Annotated in this window: 25 protein-coding genes; 18 read left to right on the top strand and 7 right to left on the bottom strand. The window is 72.4% G+C overall.

Annotation, left to right across the window (positions count from 1 at the left end; translation table 11 throughout):
• Positions 1-108: 108 nt before the first annotated feature.
• Positions 109-1080 carry an aldo/keto reductase gene (locus PIJ49_RS07095; RefSeq protein WP_066654088.1) on the bottom strand — a complete coding sequence of 324 codons (972 nt, stop codon included), beginning with the start codon at positions 1078-1080 and terminating at the stop codon, positions 109-111.
• Positions 1081-1209: 129 nt separating this feature from the next.
• On the opposite strand from PIJ49_RS07095, the gene PIJ49_RS07090 reads away from it, so the two are divergent.
• Together PIJ49_RS07090 and PIJ49_RS07085 are read left to right on the top strand one after the other, a co-directional pair.
• Positions 1210-1602 carry a ChaB family protein gene (locus PIJ49_RS07090; RefSeq protein ID WP_209682807.1) on the top strand — a complete coding sequence of 131 codons (393 nt, stop codon included), beginning with the start codon at positions 1210-1212 and terminating at the stop codon, positions 1600-1602.
• 137 nt (positions 1603-1739) lie between these two features.
• A complete protein-coding gene (locus PIJ49_RS07085) occupies positions 1740-2708 on the top strand; it encodes a beta-ketoacyl-ACP synthase 3 (protein WP_209682805.1) in 969 nt (322 codons plus the stop codon).
• 108 nt (positions 2709-2816) lie between these two features.
• On the opposite strand, the gene PIJ49_RS07080 is transcribed toward PIJ49_RS07085, so the two are convergent.
• The 6 genes from PIJ49_RS07080 to PIJ49_RS07055 all read right to left on the bottom strand — a co-directional run bounded on the left by PIJ49_RS07080 (position 2817) and on the right by PIJ49_RS07055 (position 8241).
• Positions 2817-3782, bottom strand: coding sequence for a hypothetical protein (locus PIJ49_RS07080; protein WP_200884142.1), 966 nt, complete (start codon positions 3780-3782; stop codon positions 2817-2819).
• 84 nt (positions 3783-3866) lie between these two features.
• Complete coding sequence (locus PIJ49_RS07075) at positions 3867-4406, bottom strand: hypothetical protein (RefSeq protein ID WP_066654094.1); 540 nt, start codon at positions 4404-4406, stop codon at positions 3867-3869.
• A gap of 677 nt (positions 4407-5083) precedes the next feature.
• The gene (gene fliW / locus PIJ49_RS07070) at positions 5084-5452 is read right to left on the bottom strand and encodes a flagellar assembly protein FliW (RefSeq protein ID WP_066654096.1); all 369 of its coding nucleotides are present in this window, start codon (positions 5450-5452) and stop codon (positions 5084-5086) included.
• A complete protein-coding gene (locus tag PIJ49_RS07065; protein ID WP_066654097.1) occupies positions 5449-6330 on the bottom strand; it encodes a flagellin N-terminal helical domain-containing protein in 882 nt (293 codons plus the stop codon). The genes fliW and PIJ49_RS07065 overlap by 4 nt, the downstream gene beginning before the upstream one ends.
• Positions 6331-6332: 2 nt before the next feature.
• Positions 6333-7748, bottom strand: coding sequence for a flagellar hook-associated protein FlgK (gene flgK / locus PIJ49_RS07060; protein WP_271826189.1), 1416 nt, complete (start codon positions 7746-7748; stop codon positions 6333-6335).
• A gap of 7 nt (positions 7749-7755) precedes the next feature.
• On the bottom strand, positions 7756-8241 hold the full coding sequence (locus PIJ49_RS07055; protein ID WP_066654099.1) for a flagellar protein FlgN: 486 nt from the start codon (positions 8239-8241) through the stop codon (positions 7756-7758).
• A gap of 492 nt (positions 8242-8733) precedes the next feature.
• Here PIJ49_RS07055 and PIJ49_RS07050 point away from each other — a divergent pair, with 492 nt between their 5' ends.
• From PIJ49_RS07050 to PIJ49_RS06975, 16 genes are all read left to right on the top strand, one after another.
• Positions 8734-9549: a sigma-70 family RNA polymerase sigma factor gene (locus PIJ49_RS07050; protein WP_066654100.1), complete on the top strand. Its 816-nt coding sequence runs from the start codon at positions 8734-8736 to the stop codon at positions 9547-9549.
• 121 nt (positions 9550-9670) lie between these two features.
• Entirely contained in the window at positions 9671-10816 is a 1146-nt protein-coding gene (locus tag PIJ49_RS07045; protein WP_066654102.1) for a flagellin N-terminal helical domain-containing protein, read from the top strand.
• 92 nt (positions 10817-10908) lie between these two features.
• Complete coding sequence (fliD, locus tag PIJ49_RS07040; protein WP_271826188.1) at positions 10909-12309, top strand: flagellar filament capping protein FliD; 1401 nt, start codon at positions 10909-10911, stop codon at positions 12307-12309.
• Between the two features lie 11 nt (positions 12310-12320).
• Positions 12321-12797: a flagellar export chaperone FliS gene (fliS, locus tag PIJ49_RS07035; RefSeq protein ID WP_271826187.1), complete on the top strand. Its 477-nt coding sequence runs from the start codon at positions 12321-12323 to the stop codon at positions 12795-12797.
• Positions 12787-13128: a hypothetical protein gene (locus PIJ49_RS07030; RefSeq protein WP_271826185.1), complete on the top strand. Its 342-nt coding sequence runs from the start codon at positions 12787-12789 to the stop codon at positions 13126-13128. The genes fliS and PIJ49_RS07030 overlap by 11 nt, the downstream gene beginning before the upstream one ends.
• Before the next feature lie 339 nt (positions 13129-13467).
• A complete protein-coding gene (locus PIJ49_RS07025) occupies positions 13468-13812 on the top strand; it encodes a flagellar basal body rod protein FlgB (protein ID WP_066654107.1) in 345 nt (114 codons plus the stop codon).
• Entirely contained in the window at positions 13809-14204 is a 396-nt protein-coding gene (locus PIJ49_RS07020) for a flagellar basal body rod protein FlgC (RefSeq protein WP_224442989.1), read from the top strand. Before PIJ49_RS07025 ends, PIJ49_RS07020 begins: the two co-directional genes overlap by 4 nt.
• 38 nt (positions 14205-14242) lie before the next feature.
• Positions 14243-14560, top strand: a complete 318-nt coding sequence (gene fliE, locus PIJ49_RS07015) for a flagellar hook-basal body complex protein FliE (protein ID WP_510167327.1) — start codon at positions 14243-14245, stop codon at positions 14558-14560.
• A complete protein-coding gene (fliF, locus tag PIJ49_RS07010) occupies positions 14560-16236 on the top strand; it encodes a flagellar basal-body MS-ring/collar protein FliF (protein WP_066654109.1) in 1677 nt (558 codons plus the stop codon). Before fliE ends, fliF begins: the two co-directional genes overlap by 1 nt.
• A complete protein-coding gene (gene fliG, locus PIJ49_RS07005) occupies positions 16233-17282 on the top strand; it encodes a flagellar motor switch protein FliG (protein ID WP_081984829.1) in 1050 nt (349 codons plus the stop codon). Before fliF ends, fliG begins: the two co-directional genes overlap by 4 nt.
• On the top strand, positions 17275-17937 hold the full coding sequence (locus PIJ49_RS07000; RefSeq protein ID WP_144411291.1) for a FliH/SctL family protein: 663 nt from the start codon (positions 17275-17277) through the stop codon (positions 17935-17937). The genes fliG and PIJ49_RS07000 overlap by 8 nt, the downstream gene beginning before the upstream one ends.
• The gene (locus PIJ49_RS06995; protein ID WP_066654112.1) at positions 17934-19265 is read left to right on the top strand and encodes a FliI/YscN family ATPase; all 1332 of its coding nucleotides are present in this window, start codon (positions 17934-17936) and stop codon (positions 19263-19265) included. Before PIJ49_RS07000 ends, PIJ49_RS06995 begins: the two co-directional genes overlap by 4 nt.
• Positions 19265-19696 (top strand): flagellar FliJ family protein, encoded by a 432-nt coding sequence (locus tag PIJ49_RS06990; RefSeq protein WP_066654114.1) that lies wholly within the window; start codon positions 19265-19267, stop codon positions 19694-19696. The genes PIJ49_RS06995 and PIJ49_RS06990 overlap by 1 nt, the downstream gene beginning before the upstream one ends.
• Entirely contained in the window at positions 19693-20421 is a 729-nt protein-coding gene (locus PIJ49_RS06985) for a C40 family peptidase (protein WP_066654116.1), read from the top strand. Before PIJ49_RS06990 ends, PIJ49_RS06985 begins: the two co-directional genes overlap by 4 nt.
• On the top strand, positions 20418-22196 hold the full coding sequence (locus PIJ49_RS06980) for a flagellar hook-length control protein FliK (protein WP_271826181.1): 1779 nt from the start codon (positions 20418-20420) through the stop codon (positions 22194-22196). The genes PIJ49_RS06985 and PIJ49_RS06980 overlap by 4 nt, the downstream gene beginning before the upstream one ends.
• Before the next feature lie 26 nt (positions 22197-22222).
• Positions 22223-22654: a flagellar hook assembly protein FlgD gene (locus PIJ49_RS06975; protein WP_251155430.1), complete on the top strand. Its 432-nt coding sequence runs from the start codon at positions 22223-22225 to the stop codon at positions 22652-22654.
• Positions 22655-22742 lie beyond the last annotated feature (88 nt).

Here is a 22742-nt window from a genome sequence, read left to right as displayed (position 1 = left end):
GGGGGGGGGGGGGTGGGCGGGAGGGGTGCGGGGGGGGGGGGGGGCCGCGGGGCGCCGCCTCCCGTCCGGTGGTCGCGACCACGGCGCGTGGTGCGCCGTGCTGTCAGGTCACCAGGCGTAGTCCTCCGGCGAGGTGTCGTGGCCCGGGAAGATCTCGTCGAGCCGGTCGAGGGCGCGCTGGTCGAGTCGGATGTCGACGGCGCGCACCGCGGACTCCCACTGCTCCATCGTGCGCGGGCCGGTGATCGGCGCCGTCACACCGGGCTGGTGCAGCAGCCACGCCAGGGCCAGCTCGCCCGGGGTGTGACCGAGCTCCTTCGCGAGCGACTCGTAGGCGGTGAGCTGGTCGCGGTGTCCCTCGACGTACTCCGCGCTGCGGCCGGACAGGCGCCGGGAGCCGTTCTCGGTCTTCTCGATGACCCCGCCGAGCAGTCCGCCCTGCAACGGCGACCACGGGATGACCCCGAGGCCGTACTCACGGGCGGCGGGCAGGACCTCGCGCTCGACGTCGCGCACGACGAGGTTGTAGATCGACTGCTCGCTCACCAGGCCGAGGCTGCCCCGGCGTACGGCTGCCTCCTGCGCCTGCGCGATGTGCCACCCGGCGAAGTTCGACGAGCCGACGTAGAGCACCTTGCCCTGCTGCACGGCGACGTCGATCGCCTGCCAGATCTCGTCCCACGGGGTCGCCCGGTCGACGTGGTGGAACTGGTACAGGTCGACGTGGTCGGTCTGCAGCCGACGGAGGCTCGCGTCGAGCGACTGCCGGATGTTCAGCGCGCTCAGCTTGCCGCCGTTCGGCCAATCGGTCATCTCGCCGTACACCTTCGTCGCGAGCACGGTCTTCTCGCGTCGACCGCCGCCCTTCGCGAACCAACGGCCGATGATCTCCTCGGTGGCACCCTTGCCCACCGAGCCGCCGTAGCCGTTGGCGGTGTCGAAGAAGTTCACGCCGAGTTCGTGCGCCCGGTCCATGATCGCGTGCGAGTCGTCCTCGCTGGTCTCCGGTCCGAAGTTCATCGTGCCGAGCACCGCTCGTGACACCGACAGCCCTGTCCGTCCGAGGTGTGTGTAGTCCATGCCTCCGGTCTACGCGGGTGCGGGTGTGCGAACCAGGCCCTGCGGGTGCCGGTCATGCGCCCGGCGTAGAACGGGACGAACCGTCCTCCACGGAGTGCGGCCGATGGACCCCACACGGAAGGACGCACCATGCCCGCGAAGGACGAGATCCCCAGCACCCTGCAGCGGTCGCCGGAGCACGCGCAGGACATCTTCGCCGAGACGCTCGACTCGGCGAACGAGACGTACGGTCCGGGAGAGCGCGCACACCGCACCGCCTACGCCGCCGTCAAGCACGAGTACGAGAAGGTCGGCGACCACTGGGAGGAGAAGGACTCCTCCGGTCCGTCGGACTCCGGCGCGGAGGGCACGCGCGGCTCCGGGGAGACCCAGGGCGGCGTCGACGCGAACGCCTCGAAGGCGCACCTGATGGAGGTCGCGAAGCGCCTCGACGTCAGCGGCCGCTCGAAGATGGACAAGGACGAACTCGTCCAGGCGATCAAGCGGGCGAACGACCGGGCGACGGCAGCGGCGCGGCGGTGACCGGACCGGCGACGGTCGCGTGGGGGTGACCGCGCCGGCGACGGCTGCGGTTGCGCGGCGTCCGGACCGGCTGTCGACTCGTTCGTGCATGCTCCGCCCGGCATGCGCCGTGGACCGAGGGGAGTAGCGTGCCGCGGGTGAACACGCCAGCACTCCGTGGCAGCCGGATCCTCGGCTTCGGCCACCACCAACCCGACCGGGTCCTCACCAACGACGAACTGTCGACGATGGTCGACACGAACGACGAGTGGATCACCACCCGCACCGGCATCAGGACCCGCCGGATCGCGGGCCCTGACGACAGCGTCGTGTCGATGGCGATCGAGGCCGGTCGGATGGCCGTCGCCGACGCCGGTCTCGAGCCCTCCGACATCGGGCTCGTGATCGTCGCCTCGACCACGCACCGCGAGCGGTCGCCGTACACGGCCGGACGGGTCGCCGCGGCGCTCGGGATGGCGAACGGTCCGGCACCCATCGACATCAACACGGCGTGCAGCGGCTTCGAGTACGCGATGGCCCTCGCCGACCAGTCGATCCGCGTCGGCGCCTCGGACACCGCCCTCGTGATCGGCTCCGAGACCCTGTCCAGCATCGCCGACTGGACGGACCGCTCGACATGCGTGCTCGTCGGCGACGGTGCCGGAGCCGTGGTGATCGGTGCTGCCGACACCGCGGAGATCGGACCCGTGTCGTGGGGGAGCGTGCCGCACCTCAACGAGGCCGTGTTGGTCACGCGCGACCCCGAGTACTTCACGCAGCAGGGTCGGTCGATCTACCGCTGGGCGATCACGGAGGCCGAGGGACACGCCCGCGCGGTCGTCGACGCAGCCGGAGTGACGCTCGACGACATCGGCGTCCTCGCCTTCCACCAGGCGAACCTCCGCATCATCGAGCCGCTGGCCGAGGCACTCGGCGGCGGGGACAAGTACGTCGTGCGGGACGTGGTCGAGTCCGGGAACACCTCGGCCGCGAGCGTGCCGCTCGGGCTGTCGAAGGCGTGGCACCGCGGGGAGCTGCCGGAGGACACCCTGGCGCTGCTGTTCGGCTTCGGCGGGGGCTTCGCGCACGCCGGGCAGGTGGTGCGGACGCCGAAGCGGCGGTCGTGACCCGGTGACGCGCTGACGGAGGCGGCCCGTCGACGGACGCGGACTGCGCACGGACGGGAGGCGCGGTGCACGCTGGCACCGCGCCTCCCGTCCGTCAGCCGTGCGACGTCAGCCGCGCTCGCCGCGCCCGTCGGGTACCTCGCGGTCGTGCTGGGGGTCACGGTGCGGCGTGTCCGCCCAGAGGTCCTCGTCGTCTCGCTCCTTCCGGCGCCACGGCAGCGCTCGACGTTCCTTCTCGTCCGTTCGTCCGTCGCCGGCCGCTCGGTCCTTCGCCCCACGGCCGCGCTCCTTCGTCGGCTTCGTCGGCCTCGTCTCGAGGACGACGGGGAAGTGCCGCGGTGGCAGTCCGAAGCCCTCGCGGGACGCCTGGACGACCTTCTTGCCGAGTGCGTGGTTGCCCAGGCCGCCGACGGCCGCGCCGATGCCGAACGGCAGCGCACGGCCGAGGACCGAGGCGCCCTGCCGCGCTGCGAAGCGCTTGATGAACTGGTCGCGGACCTTGCCACCGATGCCGCTCACCACCTGCTTCGGCAGGGAGGCGGTCACCATCTCGCCCCAGAACGCCGAGCGTGCCTGGCCCCCGGTGGCCTGACCGGCGAGCTGCTTGACGAGTTGCGTCCCCGGAGCGCCGAGGATGAGGGCCATCACGAGGGTGCGCGAGCGTTCCGGGTCCTCGAGGGCGATGCCGTGCACCTCGGTCACCGACTGCGCGAAGAGTGCCGTGGCCTCGAGGAAGCCGACCGTCTCGGCACCGCTGAGGCCGAGCGCCGCTGCCATGCCGACCCCGGGGATCACCGCACTCGCTCCCACGGCAGCGCCGCCCGTGGTCACCGCCGTGAGGTACTGCCGCTCGAGGATCTGGATGACCTCGGCAGGGCTCGCATCCGGGTGGCGACGCCGCACGGCGTTCACGTGCGCGACCACCACGGGACGCTGCACGGCGATGACGCGGTCGAGCATCTTGGTCCACCCCGTGGGATTCTCGGGTGTGGGGGTGCGGTCGTCGCGGGTGTCGGACTGGACCGGGGCGGGCGGCATCGGCACGATCGCCCCGTCGTTGTGCTGTCGGGCCATGACGCAGAACGTACGCCGACGCGGTGGGAGCTCCGCACTCGCAGGACGCCGCGCGCGCCGGCTCGGTGGTCGTGCAGGTCGTCGTCACCGGCACGGCACACCCGCTCGGAGGAGCTTCGCGCGCAAGCGCTCGGGTTCCATCAGGTCGGCCCAGACGACCCGGACGACCGTGCGGACCTCGGGGAACGACCGGATGAAGTCCTCGCGCTGCTTCTCCTGCCAGTGTGCGGCGGCGGCGTCCGCACCGTCGCCGTACTTCGCCCGCCCGTCGACCTCGACGACGACGCCCTGGTCCGGGAACCAGAAGTCGACGACTGCCGTCCGGTCTCCCGCGCGGCTGAAGACGTGCTGCTGGACGGGCTCCGGCGTCCCGAGCAGTCGGAAGCGCACCCGGCACACCGACTCCGCCGGGGAGTCGGACAGCGCCGACCCCATCCCGAGCGCCGCCGCCGCCTTGTCGCGCGCAGTGGCGGACGCCCCTGCTGTCTCCGAGAGCATCGACGAGAGCACCCGACGGCCGTGCAACGCGGCGTCGATGATCGGGAGCGCTGTGCAGAGCGGTTCGGTCGCGGCGATGTCCAGCAGGACGTCGACGAGCGGTTCGACGGCGACGCCAGCGAACATCGACGGGCTGTACGGCGGAGTGCCGTCCCACTTTCCGCGAGGAGCACGCGCGACCAGCGGCCGAAGCCGCTGGTAGGTCGTGGTCTCCGCGCGAGAACGCCGTGGATCCCGCAGTTCCACGCGGTCCGGTGGGGCACCGACGAGGGGGAGCCCGTACGCGAGTGCAGCGCTGCGATGTGCCAGCAGTCTCGGGGGCTGGATGCGGTGTGCGGTGGCGCGCACCAGCAAGAGGTGGTGTTCCTCTGGCAGGAGGTCGGTGATCGCTGCTGGATCGACCAGGACACCGGGCCGGATAGGCCGGAGCTCGCCGCGCTGTGCTCGACGTTGCAGTGCGCGGCGCTCTGCGGAGGGGAAGCGACTCGTCCGGATCAGCGGGACGGCGAGGACTCGTTCGTGCATGTCCGTAAGCGTCGCGCCGTGGACCGGCGAGACCGGCGGGGGAGAGCTGAACTGGGGATGGTGAGCCGGACCTCCCGGCTGTGGAGGAGTGACGGTGGCGAGGAGTGCGACAACGTTGATGTCGTACGACAGCGGATCTGTCGTGTCAGCCGCGAGGGGCCGCGGTCTCGCGAGAAGTACGACGAATCCGTTGTCGTACGACAGCGGGTGAGTCGTACGACAGCGCCAGCCAGCGAGCCCCGCTCCCCGCGCCCGCAGCGTGCGCCAGGGCCGCCGCGCTACCGCCGCGCGAGCTGCGCACGCAGCGGCAGGTCCTGGTCCTCGAGGATGAACTGGGCGCCGACGGCCGTGCGCGCGTGCACGACGACCGGGGCGAGCAGGTTCACCGTCGTGCCGGACGCCCCCGGGTTGGCGACCACGAGGAGCATCGCGTCGGCGGGGTCGGTCAGGCCGATCAGGGCCGCCTGCTCGTCGGTGAGCTCGGGCGCGTAGTCGGGCAGGTGCACCGCGGCGTCGAGCAGGAACAGCCGCGCGTCGTCGCCGTGCAGGGCGAAGAGCCCCTCGGCACCTTCGACGGGCTCCAGGGTGAACACGGGTGCCGGCGACAGCCCGAACGGCGGCGTGGGGAAGGTCAGGTCGATGCTCATCGGAGGTAGTCCATCAGGGTCGGCTGCAGGACCTTCGCGGTGACGGCGAGGGCTGCCTGGTACGTGGTCTGCTGCACCTGCAGGTCGAGGACCGCACCGGCGAGGTCGAGGTCCTCGATGCCGGCGCGACGGGTCTCCAGCGCGACGGACGAGGTCTTCAGCGCGTCCTGCGCCCCCAGTGCCGCCGCGTGCCGCACACCCACGTCGGCCTGCGCCGCACGGAGGGTGCCGAACGCCGCGTCGACGTCGTTGAGCTTCGGGTTCACGTTCACACCGTTCTGCAGGTCGGCGACGATGCCGTCGATCACCGCGAAGGCCGACGTCGCGCCGGAGCCGAACGCCGCGGCCCCCGGGGTGTCGACCCGCACGGTCTGGGCGTCGCCGACGCGTCGGGACACCGCGGTGGTCGCAGCGGCGAAGCCGTCGGCGCTCGTGTAGGCGGTCGCCTCGGTCGAGGAGCCGGCGAAGACCGACCGCGTGCCGTAGGTCGTGTTGGCGGCGGACTCGAGGTCGGCCTTGAGCGCCCGGAACTGCGTGATGAACGCGTCGCGGGCGGTGTCGTCCATCACACCGGAGTTCGCGGCCTGCACGGTCAGGTCCCGCACCGTCGTCAGCACCGCGTGGGCGCCGGACAGGGCACTGTCGGTCGTCGCGAGCCAGCCCACCGCGTCGTTCGCGTTGCGCGTGTACTGCGCGGCGGCGGCCTGCTCCTTCCGCACCTGCATCGACGAGCCGGTGCCGACCGGGTCGTCCGACGGCTTCGCGATCGCCTGCAGCGTGGTGGCGCGCTGCGTGGCGTCGGCGACGCGGGCGGCGTTCGCCTGCAGCCGCTCCGTCGCGGCCGTGATCGACATCTGGGTGGTCACACGGGTGATCACGGTCAGCCCCTCCCGACGAGTCCGACGCGGTTGATGAGCGTGTCGAGCATCTCGTCGACCGCGGTGAGGACGCGCGCTGCGCCCTGGTAGGCGTGCTGGTAGCTGAGCAGGTTGACGTTCTCCTCGTCGAGGTCCACGCCGGCGCCGGACTGCTGCTGCGTGCGCGCGCTGGTGAGGGCGAGTCCGGTGAGCGTCGCCTCCGACGAGGCCGTCCGGGAGGCGCTGCCCACCCCCGCCACGAAACTCGCCCAGGTGCGGTCCGCACCCCCGGCGACCGTACCGAGTCGCGAGAGCGTGTCGGCGAACGAGTCGTCGAGTTGCCCCGCCGCGTTCCGCGTCGCCAGCCCGTCGCCGTCGGTCGGGACGACCGAGAGGCCCTGCGCGGCCGGGGTGCCCGCGGCGAGGGCGAAGAACGGCGCTCCGGTGGCACCCGAGGGCGTGGTGCCCTTCGCGTGCTCGGTGTTCACGGTCTCGGCGAGTCGGGTCGCGACCCGGTCGTACGCGGCTGACGCCTCGGCGATGGCGCCGCCCGTGCCGCCGGCAGCGGGGGCGAGGAGTGCGAGCGCGCCACCGATCGAGCCGCCGTCGAGCGTCACCGAGCCGGCACTGCCCGAGGTCCAGCGGAGGGACACGGCAGCGCCGTCGCCCAGACGCGCGCCGCCCTCGAGCGCGACGGTGCGGACGGTGTCGCCCTGCACGAGCGGGTTGCCGCCGAGGAGGACGTCGACGGTGCCGTCGGAGTTCGTCCGGACCGTGCCACCGGCGAGTCCCGCGATCTGCTGCGTGAGCCGGTCGCGCTGGTCCTGCAGTTCGTTCGCGCTGCCACCGGCGGCGAGGGCCGACCGGATCTGCACGTTCAGCCCGGCGACCTGCTTCGCCGCGGCGTTGAGCTGGTCGACCTGGGTCGCGGCCGTCGAACGGACCGTCGCCCACTGCGTGTCGAGCGCCCTCGAGCCGGTGGCGAGGGCGGTCGCGACGGTGGTCGCGGCGGCGATCACGGACGAGGCGGCGCCCGCGTCGTCGGGGTGCGCGGCGAGGTCGCCCCACGCGGACCAGAAGACGTCGAGCTGTGCCGACAGACCGTTCTTCCCGGGCTCGTGCAGGCCGTCCTCGATCGCCGAGAGCCCGGTCGCGCGGGTCTGTGCCCAGGCCGACGAGCCGGTCGCCGCGCGGAGGCCGGCGTCGAGCGTCAGGGAGCCGAGGCGTGCGATGCCGTCGACGGAGACGCCCTGCCCGGCGAGGGCAGCGGTGCCGTGCACGAAACCGGTCTGCACGGCGGGGACCGACGACTGCGTGACGCGCTGGCGCGTGTACCCGGCGGTGCCGGCGTTGGCGATGTTCTGCCCGGTGACGTCGATGCCGGCGCGTGCCGCGGTCAGGCCGGAGTAGGCGGTCGCGAGGGATCCGAAGGTGCTCACCACGGTGCTACAGGGTCCCCTCGAACAGGCGTGCGCCGTCGGGACGGGAGCCGGAGCTGCCCGAGGCGTCGTACGTGGACGCGTCGCCGACCGAGCCGGCGAGGGTCTCCTCGGTGGCCTGGGCAGCCGTCCGGAGGAAGCGGTCGTTCTCGTCGCGGAGCGCGCCGATGTGCGTCGTCAGCTCGACCATCGCGGCGAGGTGCGTCGCGAGGATCTCGCCCCAGGGTCCGTTCGGCGCGGCGGCGACCACGTCGCGCAGGGGAGCGTCGGGGTCGACACCCCACTCCTCGGCGACGGCGGCACTCGACGCGGCGCGCTCGAGCCCGGTGCTGCGGAGCCGTTCGAGGACCTGCTCGACCTCGCGGCTGGCGTGCGACACCCAGCGGGAGCGCCCGGCGGCGAGCAGGAGCTGCTCCTCCTCGAGCTTGAACGTGAGCAGTTCGAGCAGTTCGCGCTCGCGCCAGAGGACGGCGGACAGGTCGTTCACGCTCATGGCTCCTCCCGGTTCGGGATCGGTGTCGGCGACCAGCGGGTCGTGCCGGTCCGCCTTCCGGTGGACAGCGGGGACTATCGACGCCGAGCGGTCCGTCGTAAGCGGACCGCGGCGGTGGACGCGGGCACGAGACGGGCCGGCGCTGCTCGGCGGAGCGGTGCCGCGCCTCCCGGCCGTGCGCTCCCGGGGGACGCACCGTCACCCAGACCGGGGGACAGAACCGGCGGTTCGTGCCGGTTTGTCCGCCGAAGTGCGGACCGCCGGAACCCAGCGTCCCCCCGCACTGGGGACGTTCACAGCCTGCACCGGTCACTTCCCAGCCGATACATTCGAACCGCACCGCGGGGGACACTCCCGCACCGCGTCGCAGGGGCGCGGGTGCACCGCCCGGAGGGAACCGGGTGGTTCTTCGTCGACCGCACCGGCCTCCCGAGGGCCGGTGTCCGTCGCGCCCACGGACGGGTCAGTCAGCACGTCGACCAGGGGAAGCCAATGGACCGGAACGCACGCAACGCGATGATCGTGGAGCACCTGCCGCTCGTCGGCTACATCGTGTCGGACGTCCGTGCGCGGGCCACCCACCTCGACCGAGACGACCTGGCTGCCGTGGGCTCGCTCGCACTCGTCGCCGCCGCCGAGGCCTTCGACCCGGAGCTCGGCGTGCCCTTCGGCGCCTACGCCCGCACCCGGATCACCGGTGCGCTCGCCGACGACATGCGCTCGTCCGACTGGGCGTCGCGCGGCACCCGGAAGCGCATCCGCGAGACCCTCGCGACGCAGGAGGCACTGTCCGCCCGGCTCGGTCGCTCGGTCGGCGTGCAGGAGATCGCCGACGCGATGGGCGTCGACCGCCAGACGGCCGCCGATGCCATGTCCGACGCCGCCCGGACGGTCGGCACGATCGACGAGACCGTGCACGACGTCATCGCGTCCGAGGACCCGCTTCCCGGTGAGGACCTGCTCGAGGCCGAGAAGCGCCGCTACCTGCGCGCCGCCGTCGCCGCCCTGCCCGAGCGCATGCGGTACGTCGTCGAGAACGTCTACTTCGGCGACCGCTCGGTCACCGAGGTCGCGGCCGAGCTCGGGATCACGCACTCCGCGGTGTCGCAGCAGCGGTCCGAGGCGATGCGGCTGCTGCGGGACGGGCTCGCCGAGCACTACGGCGACGGCACCGCGGTCGAGCCGGTGTCGCGCACGACCGCCGCGCGGCGCAGTGCGTACCTGGCGCGGGTCGCGGCGAACGCCGCCGCCGGGGTCGCCCGCGCCGTGCAGGACGCGTCGGCGCCGACGGTCGTCGCAGCCAGCTGATCTTCGGCGAGGAGATTTCCTCGCCGACACCTAACGACCTCGGCGAACCTGCCGAGAGTCACGGATGTCAGCCCATGGACGGGCAGACACCACCACCCAAGGATTCACGGAGGAAACCACCATGGGTATGTCCATCAACACCAACCTCTCGGCACTCAACACGTACCGGAACCTCAACGCGACGCAGAACGACCTGTCGAAGTCCCTCGAGAAGCTCTCGACGGGTCTCCGCATCAACCGTGCTGCCGACGACGCTGCCGGTCTGACGATCTCCGAGGGACTCAAGTCGCAGGTCGGTGGCCTCACGGTCGCCGCCCGCAACGCGCAGGACGGCATCTCCGTCGTGCAGACCGCTGAAGGTGGCCTCACCGAGACCCACTCGATCCTCCAGCGCATGCGCGACCTGGCCGTGCAGGCGGGTAACGACTCGAACAACCCGACGTCGCGTGAAGCCATCAAGACTGAGGTCGGTCAGCTCCAGCAGGAGCTCAGCCGTATCTCCGACTCGACCAACTTCAACGGCATCAAGCTGCTCGACGGCAAGGCGGGGACTGCTGGCGACGGCAAGCTCACCTTCCAGGTCGGCGCGAACGGTGACGCGAGCAGCAAGATCACGGTCGACCTGGCGGGCGCGAACATCAGCAAGCTGGCGACGACCCTGAAGGACGGGACGACGACGCAGGCCTTCGAGTTCGACGACAAGTCGTTCGACGCGACTGCTCCGACGGCCCCGACTGAGCTCAAGCTGTCGAGCGACAAGGGGTCGGCCGTCGACGTGACGGTGGACGACGCCACCGACGCCGCCGATTACGTCACGAAGCTCAACACCAAGCTTGCCGACTCGGGCTTCACCGCTACCGCCACCACGGACGCCGCTGGCAAGACCACTGGCTTCACCCTGACGGCAGCAGACGGAGGCAAGGTCACTGCTGAGGACGTCACGTTGAAGGACGTGACCAGCGGTGCGCTCAAGTTCGGCTCGAACGCCGAGGCGCAGGACTCCATCAAGGCGCTCGACGTCGCGATCGCGTCGGTTTCGTCGGCTCGTTCGGAGCTCGGTGCGGTCCAGAACCGCTTCGACCACGCCATCAACGTGACGAACGTGGCCAAGGAGAACCTGACCGCTGCTGGTTCGCGCATCACCGACGTCGACATGGCGCAGGAGATGGTCAAGTACACCCGCGACAACATCCTGAGCCAGGCCGGCACCTCGATGCTCGCGCAGGCGAACCAGAGCACCCAGGGCGTGCTCTCGCTCCTCCGCTAGCACCACCGACGCCGTCGTCCGGAGGAGTTCGAGTCCTCCGGACGGCGGCGTCACCACACCCACGACTACCCCCGACGACAGGGAGCCCCGCGATGTCGACGTCGTCCGTCTCGGGCAACAGTCTCGCGATCGACGGTCTGGTCAGCGGTCTCAAGACCTCCGACCTGATCAACTCGCTGATGACCATCGAGCAGGTCCCGCAGACCCTGCTCAAGAACAAGCTCACCGACACCAACTCGTTCGTCTCCTCGTTGCAGACGATCAACTCGCTCGTGCAGACGCTCGCGACGAAGGCCGGCGACGCAGCCAAGGCCACCTCGCTCGACGTGTACGCCGCGAAGAGCTCGTCCACCGGGGTCACCGTCGCGACCGATGCCACGGCCTCGGCCGGCTCCGTCAGCTTCCAGGTCGGGTCGACCGCGGCGGCACACGTCGGCGTCACCGCCGCGATGTCCACCTGGGCGTCCGAAGCCGAGCCGCTCACGCTCGTCGGTGCCGACGGGAAGAAGACCACCGTCACACCGGCCTCGGGATCGCTCGACGACGCGGTCACCGCGATCAACAAGGCCGGCGCCGGCGTGACCGCGACGAAGGTCGCGGCCGGGACCGACACCGACGGCACGAAGCTCTACCGCCTGCAGCTCAGCGCGACGAAGACCGGCGCAGCGGCCTCCTTCACGCTCTACCGCGGTTCGTCCGACGACGTGACGGCCGGTACCGCGACGAACGTCTTCAGCCAGCCGGGGGCCGCCGTCGTCACCCAGGGCAAGGACGCGAGCGTCACACTCTGGGCGGGGACCGCCGCCGCACAGACGGTCACGAGCGCCACGAACACGTTCGACGACCTGCTGCCGGGGCTCGACGTCACGGTCACGCAGACCACGACCGACCCGGTGACCGTCACGGTCGCGCAGGACACCACGAAGGCCCAGGCCGTCGCGTCCGGACTCGTCGACGCGCTCAACGCGATCACCTCGTACTACGCCACGAACACGGCGGTGACGAGCACCACGAGTCCGACCACCGGCACCACGTCGACGAAGGCCGGCATCCTGACCGGTGACGGCACGACCCGCGACGCGGTGCAGCGCCTCACCACGACGATGTCGACGCCGGTGAACGGGAAGTCGCCGTCGTCCATCGGCATCGTCATCCAGAAGGACGGCACCTTCAGCTTCGACGCCGCGGTCTTCCAGAAGGCCCTGGCGGACGACCCGCAGGGCACCCAGGCCATGCTGTCCGGCGTCGCGACGAACGTCGGCGCCGCGGCGACGGCCGCGTCGGACAAGTACACGGGGTCGATCACGACCTCGATCACCGGGCAGCAGTCGGTCGCGAAGGACCTGACGACGCAGATCGACAACTGGTCGGACCGGCTCACCGCACGACGGGCGACGCTGCAGGCGCAGTACTCCGCCCTCGAGACCAGCCTCAGCAAGCTCCAGTCCCAGTCGGCGTGGCTCTCCAGCCAGCTGGCATCGACGTCGAAGTGACGGGAACGACCATGAACGCCTTCGACCTGCAGTCCGCCGCCTTCCGTCAGGCCGCACAGCCCCGCACGGTGACCGACCAGCGCCGAGCGCAGTACACGAACGAGGCCGTCCTCTCCGCGACGCCCGCGCAGCTCGTCACGATGCTCTACGACCGGCTGCTCCTCGACCTGCACCGCGCCGAGGCCGCGCAGACGACGTCCGACTGGGATGCCGCGCGCGAGCAGCTGCTGCACGCCCAGGCCATCGTCGGCGAGCTGTCGTCCACGCTCCGCATCGACGTGTGGGACGGCGGCGAGGGGCTCCTCGCGATCTACAACTACGCGTCGACGTCCCTGATCACCGCGAACGTGCACCGCGACGTGCAGGCGACGCGCGACTGCATCCGGATCCTGGAGCCGCTGCGCCAGTCGTGGCACGAGGCCGCCGCGGTGCTGCCGACGACCCAGGCGCCGCAGGTCGGCACCGGGGGAGCGCTCGGTGTCGCCTGACCCGCGCGCCACCCCCGCCGCTGAGACCGCCGACGGTGCGTGGGCCGCGGTGCTCGACGCCCTCGAACGCGAGCTGACCGCGACCGACGCGACCACGGACGGCACCGCAGCGATCGTCCTCGGCGCGACCCCGTGGGTCGTTCCGACCACGCTCGGACCGGTGCCGCGCGCGCTGGTGGGTCGTGCCTCCCGGCTGCTGGCCGCGCAGCGCGACCGGATGTCGACGCTCGAGACCGAGCGACGGCAGACCCTGGAGCACCTCGGCGCGCTCCGTCAGGTCGCGGCGACGGACGAGCCGAGCGGCTCCGTGTACCTGGACGCCTCCGCCTGAGGCGCGCCTGCTCGAGCGAGCACGACGACAGATGCGTCGTCGCACGACAGCGGTTCCGTCGTGTCGGTCGTGGGCCGTCGCGCACCTCCGGCCGGGACGACAGATGCGTCGTCGGACGACAGCGGCTTCGTCGCACCACAGCGGAGCACGCGACGAGTGTTCAACGAGCCCCGCCGCCGCAGCCAGCCCCCGCCCCCCGTTCGGGGCGAGCCCTAACGTCCCCAGCGCCGCCGCCGACAGCGCCCTCCGAGCACGGATCGCTCACTCGTTCGGCCACGGATCGGCCACCGCCAATCGGCGACGTCGCACGACGTCGCACACCGAGGGGACGGGCCACCCGTGTTCGATTCCGTGACGAGCGTCGCGCTGCAGAGCGCGCTCGACGGGCTGTCGCTGCGACAGCGCACCATCGCGAACAACGTCGCGAACATCAACACGCCGAACTACCACGCCGAGAAGGTGCGCTTCGAGGACGCCCTCGCGCAGTCGATCGTGCACGGCGACGGGCACGCGACCGCGACCACCGCGCGCAGCCTCGAGCCGACGAACGAGATCGGCAACAACGTCAACCTCGACCAGGAGACCCTGTCGAACGTCGACACGGTCCTGCGCTACCAGTTCGCCACCCAGGCGGTCGGCGGCGAGGCGACGGCCCTCCGCGCCGCGATGCGGACGAACTCGTGACGACCTTCGACGCGATCGGCATCGCGAGCACCGGCATGACCGTGCACCGGAAGTGGCTCGACGCGATCTCGGACAACATCGCCAACGTCAACACGGTCCGCTCGATGGACGACTCCGCGTTCCAGGCACGCTACGTCGAGGTCCAGGAGGGCGCCGGCACGTCGGGCGCCTACGTCAAGGGCGCGGCGTTCGGCAGCGCCGCCGGACGCGTGACCTACGACCCGGACAACCCGCTCGCGAACGCGGAGGGCTACGTCCGCATGCCGGACATCGACCTCGGCACGCAGATGGCGGACCTCATCATGGCCCAGCGCGGGTACCAGGCGAACGCCGCCGTGGTCGACCGTGCCAAGACCGCCTACGAGGCGGCACTGCAGATCGGGAAGAACTGATGCCCATCGACGCACTGAACGGTGTGACCACCAACGCGATGACCCGCGCGTTCGCCGGCGCCACGGACGCTGCGACCGGTGCCGGAGCGCTCGGCGCTGCCGCGGGCGCCGGCGCGGTCCAGCCGACCACCGGCGGCGACGGCTTCGCCGCGAGCCTCGGCAACGCGGTCGACGGCCTCCAGCAGCTGCAGAGCGACTCGAAGACCCTGGCGCTGAAGGCCGTCACGGGCAACCTCGACGACATCCACGACGCCACCATCGCGTCCACCCGTGCCCAGGTCACCCTCGAGCTCGTCGCCGCCGTCCGCAACAAGGGCGTCGACGCGTTCAACGAGATCATGCGGATGCAGGCCTGATGCCCGCCGCGATGCAGAACACGTGGGGGCGGCTCGTCGCCTACGTGAAGGGCTTCTCCGCCGCGCAGCGCACCATCGCGCTGATCGGCGTCGCCGCACTCGTGCTCGGCGGGATCGCCCTCGCCAGCTGGCTCGGCAAGGCGTCCTATGCGCCGCTCTTCACCGGACTGGCCGCAGCCGACGCGAGCTCGATCACCGACCAGCTGACGACCGACGGTGTGCCGTACCAGCTGACCGACGGCGGCGCGACGATCCTCGTGCCGCAGGACAAGGTGTACTCGGAGCGGCTCAAGGCGGCGTCGAACAACCTGCCGTCGTCGAACGAGGGCGGCTACTCGCTGCTCGACAAGATGGGCGTGACGAGCTCGGAGTTCCAGCAGGACGTCACCTACAAGCGGGCGATCGAGGGCGAGCTGGCGAAGACGATCTCGTCGATGGACGGCGTGAAGGCCGCCACCGTGCAGCTCGCCATCCCCGAGAAGACCGTCTTCGTGTCCGAGGAGAAGGACCCGACGGCGTCGGTGTTCGTCGCGACCGAGAACGGCGCGCAGCTCACCACGGACCAGGTGCAGTCGATCGTGCACCTGACGAGCGCCGCGGTCGAGGGCATGCAGCCCACCGACGTCTCCGTCGTGGACCAGAAGGGCCAGACCCTCTCCGCGGTCGGTACCGGAGCGACCGGCAGCGGCGCCGACCAGGCCGCCGACTACGACGCGGCCACCCGGAAGAAGATCCAGGACCTGCTCGACACCACACTCGGACCGGGCAACGCGAGCGTCGTGGTCTCGGCGACGATGAACCAGCAGTCGGGCACCCGGACGTCGGAGAGCTTCGCCCAGCCGAAGGGCGGCGCAGTCGCCCTCAACGAGTCCAGCTCGACGGAGGAGTACGGCTCCGGGTCCGGTGCGGGCGCCGGTGCGACCGGCGTCCTCGGTCCGGACAACATCGCGGTGCCGAACGGGACCGCCGGCGGTACCACCACGAACGGCACGGCCGCCGGTGACGACGGCTACAAGAACGAGTCGGCGACGAAGAACAACGCCGTCGACAAGACCACCGAGACGACGCAGATCCCCGCCGGTGGTGTCGAGCGACAGACCATCTCGGTCGCCCTGAACTCGCGCGCCGACTCGGTGCAGAACGCGAACCTGCAGAGCATCAACGACCTGGTGTCCGCCGCCGCCGGAGCCGACAACGCCCGGGGCGACCAGGTCCGCGTCGCGATGATGGACTTCGACGACTCCGCCGCGAAGGACGCCGCCAAGGCCCTCGAGGAGCAGCAGCAGGCCGAGCAGCAGCAGGCCATGTGGTCGGCCATCCGCACCGCCGGCATCGTCGTCGCGGTCCTCGCCGCCGCGATCGTGCTCGCGATCGTGCTGGCCCGCCGTGCCCGCCGTCAGTCGCGCGAGGCCGTCGACGTCGGTGAGCTCGACGCCTTCGCCGGTGAGACGTTCGAACTGCCCCTCGGTACCGACGACCTGGCGATCCCGGCCGTCGAGCCGCAGACGGTCGCGCTGCAGACGCTGCCCCACGACGACGCCCCGACCGAGGTGCTGACGACGGACGAGATCAGCGCCGAGCGTCGCCGGCAGGAGATCTCCGCGCTGGCCGAGCGCGACCCGAAGCGCACCGCCGACCTGCTCCGCGGGCTCCTCGACGACCGGTCGCCGGTGTGAGCGCGCTCGTCCCGGTCCCCGCCGGCGGGGGCACCACCGACCGCGCCCTGACCGGCGCGCAGAAGGTCGCGCTCATCCTCATGCAGATGGAGACCGAGCGCGCGGCCGAGGTGATGAAGCAGTTCACCGAGCTCGAGGCCGAGGAGATCAGCGCCGAGATCGTCCGGATGCGCCGCGTGGACGACTCCGTCGTGGACCGCACGATGAGCGAGTTCCACCGCATCACGCAGCGCGGCCGCGTGCAGAAGCGCGGCGGCAAGGACGCCGCGCTCGGGCTGCTCGAGGCGTCGTTCGGGTCCGAACGCGCCGCGGGCGTGATGGACCGGCTGGCCTCGAACCTCGCCGGGCAGTCGTTCGAGTTCCTCGACGACGCCGAACCCGGCCAGGTCGTCAGCCTGCTCGAGGGCGAGCTGCCCCAGACCATCGCCCTCGTGCTCGCGCACCTGCAGCCCGGGCAGGCGAGCGCGGTGCTCGCCGGGGTCGACGACCGTGTCCGCACCGACGTCGCCCAGGCCTTCGCGACGATGGGCACGGCGACCCCCGAGGCCGTCGGGATCGTCGCCGGCGTCCTCCGCCAGCGCGCCGGTGCCGTGGTCTCGCCGCGCGAGAGCGTCGAGGTCGTCGGCGGCATCGCGCCCCTGGTCGAGATCATCAACCGCTCGGACGTCGCCACCGAGAAGGCCGTGCTCGACGGCCTCGAGGCGCGCGACCCGGAGCTCGCGGAGGACATCCGCTCGCGGATGCTCACGTTCGAGGACATCGTCAAGCTCGAGTCGCGCGACATCCAGCAGGTGCTCCGCGGCATCGACTCGAAGCTCCTCGCGACCGCCATGAAGGGTGCGCCGACGCCGGTCGTCGAGACGATCCGCGCGAACGTGTCCGAGCGCAACCGCGAGCTGCTGGACGACGAGCTGCAGGCCATGGGCCCCGTGCGCGTCTCGCAGGTCGAGGAGGCGCGCGCCGAGGTGGTCCGCTCCGTCCGCGAGCTGGAGGCCGAGGGCACGATCACCGTCCACCGCGCCGAGGAGGACGAGCTCGTTGACTGACACCACCGTGCAGCGCGTCGCGTTCCCCGTGCTCGGGAGCGCGACGACCCGCGACCTCGCAGCGGCCGCCGACGTGCGCGGCCACGCCGCGGGCTACGCCGCGGGCCTCCGTGCCGCCCAGGCCGAGACCGCTGCGCTGCACGCCCGGCTCGAGGCCGAGCACGCAACGCGACTCGCGGCGCTCCAGGCCGAGACCGTCCGCCGTGTCCAGGTGCTCGACGCGGCCACGAACGCGATGCTCTCCCAGGTCGTGCCGGTGCTGGCCGACGCCGAGGAGTCCCTGGTCGACGCTGCGCTCGACCTGGCCGAGGCCGTCGTCGGACACGTGGTGCGTTCCGGGCGCCAGGACGACGCGACCGGCGAGGGCGACGGCCAGGAGGCACGCCCCACCACCGGTGCGGAGGCGACCGTCCGTCGGGCGCTCGCCTCGGTCGACGCCACCGTCGCGGTGGCCGTCCGGCTCAGCCCCGCCGACGCAGCCCGCGTCGCCGACCTCGCGCTGCCGGTCCCGGTCGTGCCGGACGTGGCGCTGCTCGACGGCGACGCCGTCGTGGACCTGCCGGACGGGCTGCTCGACCTCCGCATCGGCGCAGCGCTCGACCGTGCGCGCGCGGCGCTGGGCCGCTCCGCCGACCGGCCGGAGGCGTCCCGGTGACCGCGACCCTCCTCCGTCCCCGTGGGCTCGACGAGGCGATCGCCCTCGCCGCGCCGCAGCGCGTGGGCCTCGTCACGAGCGCGGTGGGCCTCGGGCTGACCGTCGCCGGGGTCGAGGCCCGGATCGGCGACGTCCTGACCGTCGGCACCGAGGGCAGTCCGCAGACCCCCGTCGAGGTCGTCGCCACCGATCCCACGGGTGTGCGCTGCATGCCGCTCGGACGCCTCGTCGCGGTGACCGCGGGCACCCCCGTCCGCCCGACCGGCCGTCCCGTGCTGGTGCCGACCGGTGCAGGGCTGTTCGGCCGGGTGCTCGACGGGCTCGGGCGGCCGATCGACGACCGTGGTCCGCTCGACACCGACGGCTGGGTGCCGCTCGACCACGCGACGCCGAACGCCATGGCGCGAACGCGGATCGACGCGCCGATGCAGCTCGGCGTCCGCGTGCTCGACACCCTGACGACCGTGGGTCGTGGACAGCGCATGGGCCTGTTCGCCGGCTCCGGCGTCGGCAAGTCCTCGCTGCTGTCGATGATCGCGCGCGGGAGCGACGCAGCCGTCAACGTCATCGCCCTGGTGGGGGAGCGCGGCCGCGAAGTTCGGGAGTTCCTCGAGGACGACCTCGGGCCCGAGGGCCTCGCCCGCTCGATCGTCGTGGTCTCGACGTCCGACGAGCCGGCCCTGATGCGCCTGCGCGCGGCGTTCGTCGCCACCCGGATCGCGGAGTCGTTCCGCGACGCCGGGCAGGACGTCGTGCTCATGATGGACTCGCTCACCCGCGTCGCGATGGCGCAGCGCGAGATCGGACTGTCCGTGGGCGAACCGCCCGCGACCCGGGGCTACCCGCCGTCGACCTTCTCGGTGCTCGCCGGGCTCCTCGAGCGCGCGGGCACCGACCGGGTCGGCAGCATCACCGGGCTCTACACCGTGCTCGTGGACGGCGACGACCACAACGAGCCGATCGCGGACAGCGCCAGGAGCATCCTCGACGGGCACGTCGTGCTCGACCGGAAGCTCGCCGTGACCGGGCACTTCCCCTCCGTCGACGCGCTCGGCTCGGTGTCCCGCGTCGCCTCGAAGGTCACCGAGCCGTGGCAGCGTGCTGCGGCCACCGCGCTCCGGAAGGTGATGGCGGCCCGCCGGAACGCGCAGGACCTGCTCGACGTCGGCGCCTACCAGCCCGGCACGAACCCGCTCGTCGACGCAGCGGTCACCCACCAGGACGCGATCGACGCGTTCCTCCGACAGGGGATGGACGACCGCGCCGACGCCGGGACGTCCTGGCGAGCCCTCGACGCCCTCGTCGCCCGACTGGGGGTGTCCGCCTGATGGCCCGACGCTTCCCCCTCGCCGGCCTGCTGCGTCTGCGGCACGCCGAGCAGGACCGCGCCGCCGCCGCCCTGGCCGCCGCGAACGACCGTGTCCGCGACGCCGCCGACGCCCGCATCGCCGCGCGGCGGAACCTGGCGGACCGCGAGCAGGAGCAGCTCGTCACGGACGCCGCGACGCTGAGCGCGCTCGCGGCCGCGCGGGCCTCGACCCGCGGGATGCTCGAGGAGCTCGACGCCGTCGCACGCACCCGTCGTGCCGATGCCGATGCCGCCCGGACCGCGTACTCCGCCGCCCGCCGTGCCGCGCTCGGCCTCGAGAAGCTCGAGGGCCACCACGACCACGAGCAGGCCGCCGCCGACCTGCGCGCCGAACAGGACGCCCTCGACGAGATCGCGGCACGACGCCGCACGGAAGGTGGTGTCCGATGAGCGTCGACGCCGTGCTCTCCCGGATCGCCGAGATCCGCACCCAGATCGACGCCCTGCGCGGCGGTACCACCGCCTCCGCGGGCGGCTCCGCCTCGAACGAGGCCACGACCCGCGCGTTCGCCGACGCCCTGGCGACCGCGACCGGGACGTCGACGAGCGCCGGCGCCGCCGGCACCGCTGCTGCCGACGGGGCGTCCCGCACGCCGGCCACCTCGGTCGACGCGGGCCGCGGCACCCTGGCGACCGGCAGCGGCGCCACGGGGTCCGACGTGGTCGAGGACGCGAAGAAGTACCTCGGCGTGCCCTACGTGTTCGGCGGGACGACCCGGTCCGGCATGGACTGCTCCGGGCTCGTGCAGACGGTGTTCAAGGACCTCGGGGTGACCATGCCGCGCGTGGTGCCCGACCAGGCGGACATGGGGGTGCCCGTCGGGTCGCTCAAGGACGCGAAGCCGGGCGACCTCATCATCCCGAAGGGCGAGCAGCACATCGTGATCTACGTCGGTGACGGCAAGGTGCTGCACGCACCCCGACCCGGCAAGGACGTCCGGATCGTGGACAACTGGTACAAGGACTCCGACATCGCGACGATCCGCCGCATCGTGCCGAGCGAGGCCGCGGCTCCTGCGGCGACCCGCTCGGTCTCCGCAGCGGGTGCGGCGCAGTCGGTCACCGACCTGCAGACCGCGGCACTCCTGTCGGCGATGCGGGGGAGTGCTGCATGAGCACCGTGAGCACGACGACCCTCTCCCCGGCCCCCGCCGCACCGGGGAGCGCTGCGACCGCCGGGTCGACGACCTCGGCGCTGCCGTTCGGCGCCGCCCTCGCCGCGGTGCTCGCGCCGGCCGCGTCGAGCACGGCGTTCGGTGTGTCGGTGGGGACCGCGGGCGTCACCGGTGCGCCGTCCGGGACGGCCGCCGCCTCGGGTGCCCCCGCCACGGGCGCTCCGGCCTCGACCGCCGCTGCCCCGAACACCGCGGACACGACCACCGCGGACACGACGGCCGCTGTCCCCGCCACCGACCCGACGCTGCTCGGCATCGTGCCGGTGCCCACCGCCCTCGTCGCGGTCCCGTCGGCCAGCGCCGCCGCCGTGTCGGACGATGCGGTGTCGCCCCAGGTCGGGACCGCGGGGACGGACGGTGTCGCGCCCTCGGCCGGCAATGCACGACCGACCGGGGCCTCCGACCCGCTCGGAGTCACAGAAACGCGCGGGACCGCCGGTCCTGCCAGCACCGCGGACCGCGCAGCGGCGGCCGGGATCGCTACGCCGGCACCGGTTGCCGGCTCCGGACTCGCCGTTGCGCGCTCCACCGGACCGCAGGTCGGCGTCGTGCCGTCCACGACCGCTCGACCTGCAGGAACGTCCGGCGCTCCCCGGCCCGGTGCGGCACAGCCCGCCGTGGTCCGTCCCGCTGCGGCGCCGCTCGAAGGCGACGTGTCCGACTCGTCCGACGTGTCCGCGGGAACGACGCCCGTCCTCGCGACCACGCCGTCGACGACCGGTGCACCCGGCGCGCCCTCGACGACCGCCACCTCTGCGGCGACCGGCTCGACCGTCGCGTCCCCGTCGGTCCTCGGACCCGTCGCGGTGGACGGGGCGTCGAGCTCCGCCGCTCCCGGAGCCGCGACAGCCGTCGCCGTGACCGCGTCCGCGAGCACGACGACCGAGACCACCACTGCCGGGACCACCACGACCGGGACCACCACGACCGGGGCCACCGCGACCCTGACCGCCACGACCCTTCCCACCACGACGGCGAGCAGCCCGCTCGCGACGACGGACGCCGCGGCCGCCGCCGCCGGCCCCACGGCAGCGACCAGCGTGTCGTCGGCGCCGCAGGCCGGTCGCCCTGCCGACACCGCTACGGCGAGCACGGCGACCGCCGCCGCCCCGGTCGTGCAGACCGGACCGGCCACCGGGGCCCGGAGCGACCACGGGTCGGACCGGCGGACGGGCGGCCAGGGTGATCCGAGCCTCCAGGCCGTGACCGCCCCGCGCAGTGGCGAGACGCCGTTCGCGGTCCCCGCACCCGCGACGACCGGGCTCCCGACCGCGCCGGGCGCGGCGACGGCGAACGCCCCGGTGCCCCTCGCACAGCAGCTCGCGCGCCCGGTGTTCACGCTCGCGCAGGCCGGTCCCGGCGACCACGTCGTCACGGTGCAGGTCACGCCCGACGCGCTCGGTCCCGTCACGGTCCGCGCGCACGTGACCGCGCACGGGATGCACGTCGAGCTCTTCGCCGCGTCGGACGCCGGCCGCGACGCGGTCCGGCAGGTGCTGCCCGACCTCCGCCGTGACGCTGCCGGCAGCGGGACCACCACGACCCTCGACCTGTCCTCCCAGAACCACCCGGGCGCGCAGCCCGATCGCGACGACCGGCCGGCACCGACGGTGCTGCGCCCGGGAGTCGGCCTGGAGGCCCGCCCCACCCCGACCGCGCCGGTCACCACCCGGCCCACCACCGTCCGATCCGTCGGACTCGACGTCCTCGCCTGACGCGGACACGAGAAGGAGACCACACCATGCCCCTCGACGGCATCACCGGCTCGGTGGACGCTGCCACGCAGGCAGCGGCGATCGCCCAGACCGCCGGTGCGAAGAAGTCCCAGACGATGGACTCGGAGGTGTTCATGAAGCTGCTCGTCACGCAGCTCCGGAACCAGGACCCGTCCTCGCCGATGGACACCAACCAGATGATCAGCCAGCAGACGCAGCTCGCGACGATGGAGCAGATCACCAACCAGACCACGACGGCGAACGAGAACTTCTCGCTGCAGATGCGGATCGCCGCCGCGAACCTCGTCGGGAAGCAGGTCAGCTACACCGACGCGAGCACCGGGACCGCGGTCTCGGGCACCGCCACCGCCGTGTCGTACGCGAACAGCGTGCCGACCGTGACCGTGAACGGGAAGGAGGTCGACCTCGACGTGATCTCCGGTATCAAGGCCGCCTGACCCGCGGCCGCGCTCCTCGTCCCCCTCCTGTTCGTCCTCCCTCCACGAGTCTTCCCTCCACGAGTCTTCCTTCCACGAAAGGTCGCAC

This window comes from Curtobacterium uvaldense, assembly GCF_028307415.1.
GTDB lineage: Bacteria > Actinomycetota > Actinomycetes > Actinomycetales > Microbacteriaceae > Curtobacterium.
This window is presented reverse-complemented; position numbering and strand designations above follow the sequence as displayed.

Bases quoted from the DNA above. Each gene is read 5' to 3' on its own strand.
- fliF (WP_066654109.1), top strand. From the start codon at position 14,560: ATGCCCGCCGCGATGCAGAACACGTGGGGGCGGCTCGTCGCCTACGTG.
- fliS (WP_271826187.1), top strand. From the start codon at position 12,321: ATGAACGCCTTCGACCTGCAGTCCGCCGCCTTCCGTCAGGCCGCACAG.
- PIJ49_RS07055 (WP_066654099.1), bottom strand. From the start codon at position 8,241: ATGAGCGTGAACGACCTGTCCGCCGTCCTCTGGCGCGAGCGCGAACTG.
- fliE (WP_510167327.1), top strand. From the start codon at position 14,243: ATGACCCGCGCGTTCGCCGGCGCCACGGACGCTGCGACCGGTGCCGGA.
- PIJ49_RS06975 (WP_251155430.1), top strand. From the start codon at position 22,223: ATGCCCCTCGACGGCATCACCGGCTCGGTGGACGCTGCCACGCAGGCA.
- PIJ49_RS07045 (WP_066654102.1), top strand. From the start codon at position 9,671: ATGGGTATGTCCATCAACACCAACCTCTCGGCACTCAACACGTACCGG.
- fliD (WP_271826188.1), top strand. From the start codon at position 10,909: ATGTCGACGTCGTCCGTCTCGGGCAACAGTCTCGCGATCGACGGTCTG.
- PIJ49_RS07080 (WP_200884142.1), bottom strand. From the start codon at position 3,782: ATGGCCCGACAGCACAACGACGGGGCGATCGTGCCGATGCCGCCCGCC.
- fliW (WP_066654096.1), bottom strand. From the start codon at position 5,452: ATGAGCATCGACCTGACCTTCCCCACGCCGCCGTTCGGGCTGTCGCCG.
- PIJ49_RS06990 (WP_066654114.1), top strand. From the start codon at position 19,265: ATGGCCCGACGCTTCCCCCTCGCCGGCCTGCTGCGTCTGCGGCACGCC.
- PIJ49_RS07095 (WP_066654088.1), bottom strand. From the start codon at position 1,080: ATGGACTACACACACCTCGGACGGACAGGGCTGTCGGTGTCACGAGCG.
- PIJ49_RS06980 (WP_271826181.1), top strand. From the start codon at position 20,418: ATGAGCACCGTGAGCACGACGACCCTCTCCCCGGCCCCCGCCGCACCG.
- PIJ49_RS06985 (WP_066654116.1), top strand. From the start codon at position 19,693: ATGAGCGTCGACGCCGTGCTCTCCCGGATCGCCGAGATCCGCACCCAG.
- PIJ49_RS07075 (WP_066654094.1), bottom strand. From the start codon at position 4,406: ATGTTCGCTGGCGTCGCCGTCGAACCGCTCGTCGACGTCCTGCTGGAC.
- PIJ49_RS07090 (WP_209682807.1), top strand. From the start codon at position 1,210: ATGCCCGCGAAGGACGAGATCCCCAGCACCCTGCAGCGGTCGCCGGAG.
- PIJ49_RS07050 (WP_066654100.1), top strand. From the start codon at position 8,734: ATGGACCGGAACGCACGCAACGCGATGATCGTGGAGCACCTGCCGCTC.